1 protein-coding gene and 1 pseudogene are annotated in these 2,094 nt (G+C 77.2%); one reads left to right on the top strand and one right to left on the bottom strand.

The genetic code is table 11. The features are described from left to right. Positions 1-518, bottom strand: a 518-nt coding sequence (locus tag GTW08_RS02730) for an alpha/beta fold hydrolase (RefSeq protein ID WP_161151347.1), incomplete at its 3' end; no start/stop codon positions are given. Positions 519-558: 40 nt separating this feature from the next. On the opposite strand from GTW08_RS02730, the pseudogene GTW08_RS02725 reads away from it, so the two are divergent. Beyond that, positions 559-2,094 (top strand): annotated as a pseudogene (locus tag GTW08_RS02725) (hypothetical protein); the annotation flags it as partial.

Genomic DNA, 2,094 nt, shown 5'->3' with positions numbered 1-2,094 from the left:
CGCGGGCGGCCCCGGGCGGCCGGGGGCAGGTCCGCGTCGTCGGCACCGGCGTCGAGCGCCGCGACACCGTCGGCCTCCACGGCCGACGCGGACCGCTCGTAGTCGCGGGACCGAGCGCGGCGGGTTCCCCAGGCGGTCGGCGGCAGCATCAGGGTGAGGCTGGCGAACCGGGCCGGGTCGGCCAGCGCGGCGTGCAGCAGCGTCCCGGCGCCCATCGACGGCCCGACCCCGTGCACCCGCTCCCCCGGCACGACGTGGTCGAGCAGCCCCAGCAGGTCCCGGGCCAGCGCGGGCCACCGGTAGTCCGCGGGATCGGTGGTACCACCGGAGCGGCCGTGGCCGCGCGCGTCGTAGCGCAGCAGCCGGACGCCCTCGACCCGGGAGGCGATGTCGAGCCGCATCAGGGCCTCACGGCGACGGCTGGAGGTGAGGCCGTGCAGCGCCACCACCGCCGGACCGCCGGAGGTGTCGCGGACGTCGAAGTCCAGTGTCGCCCCGGCGATCCCGAACGTGGCCATGCGCTACGCCTCCCGATCTTCGTCGGCCTAGGTTATGGCCATGCGGCTGACGAGCGTGACGCACCTGCGCCTGCCCTACGGGACGCTGCTCGGCTACGACGTCGCCGTCGGCCGGACCGGGCACCCGGTCCCGGTCTCGTTCGACCAGCGCCGCCATGTCGGCCGCGGGGACCGGCCGGGCTCGTGGATGGCGATCACCTGCCGGCTGCCCGCGGTGGACCTCGACGCGCTGGCCGGGGCCTGGCTGGCGGTGCTGCGCCGGCACGGGACGCTGCGCACGGTGTTCTCCCCCGGCCCGGACGGCCCCCGGCTGCACGAGGTGGACCTGCGTCCCGGCCGCTGGGTCACCCACCCGGTCGCGCCCGGCCAGGCCGTCGACGACGCCGTCCGCCGGATGCTCGACGAGCGCTGCACCCCCTACGCGGCGCCGTCGCACCGGCTCTGCGTGATCCTCACCGCGGACCGGCCGACGCTCGTCGTGGCCGCCGACCACGCCCACGTGGACATGTGGTCGCTGCTGGTGGTCCTGCGCGACCTCGTGCAGGGCCTGGGCGGGACGCTGCCGCCCGGCACCGTGCGCCCCTTCGCCGAGCACACCGCCGCCCTGGCCGGCCGGGAGCCGGCGCCCGACGGGGTCCGGCAGCGCTGGGCCGAGATCCTGGCCGCGGGCGGCGACGTGATGCCCCGCTTCCCGCTGCCGCTGGGCGAGCTCACCCCCGCTCCCCCGGAGCGCGTCGAGGTGCGTGACGTGCTCGGCGTCGACGACTGCGCACTGTTCGAGCGCCGGGCCCGCGGGTCCGGGGTCTCGACGCTGGCACTGGTCACCTCGGTCATGACCCGCACCACCCGGGAGCTGGCGCACGCCCCGCTGCGCGCGGTGTTCCCCGTGCACAGCCGCTACGACGACCGCTGGCACGGCTCGGTCGGCTGGTTCATCACGAACGCGGTGATCGACGCGCGCGACCCGGATCCGCGGGCCTGCGCCGACGCCGTCCGCGAGGCCGTGCGGCTCGGCTCCTGGCCGCTCGACGACGTGCTGGCCCCGTGGGGCGGGATGCCCGAGGCGCCCGGCATGTTCGCGATCTCCTGGCTGGACCTGCGACGGCTGCCGGTGCGCATCGACCACGCCGGGCTGGACGCGCAGTACGTCAGCTCGGCGGGCGACGCCGACGGCGTGATGGTGTGGTTCATCCTCGACGAGGCGGGCCTGCACCTGCGCTGCCGTTACCCCGACACCGACGAGGCACGGGAGAACGTCGGCGCCTGGCTGGACCGGGTCGTCGACGGCGTCCGGTCCAGCGCCCACCCGGCGGGGGCGGACGTCGTGCTGGCCGGGGACCGGCTCGTCGTCGACCGGGCCACCCGGGCCGACGTCGCGGCGGTCGTCGCGCTGCTGTCGGGTTCCGGGGACGCCGACGCCGACGACCCGGACCTGGCGCCCCACGAGGAGGCCTTCGACGCCCTGGACCGCGACCCCGGCCGGTTCCTCGCGGTCGCCCGCGCCGGCGACGGCCGGGTGGTCGCGACCGTGCAGCTCACGATCCTGCCCGGGCCCGCCCTGCGCGGCGCGACCCGG

Source organism: Pseudonocardia sp. SID8383, assembly GCF_009864975.1.
In the GTDB taxonomy this organism is placed as follows: domain Bacteria; phylum Actinomycetota; class Actinomycetes; order Mycobacteriales; family Pseudonocardiaceae; genus Pseudonocardia; species Pseudonocardia alni.
Note: the sequence above shows the minus strand (reverse complement) of the source record. Positions and strands in the feature narration are given on the sequence as shown.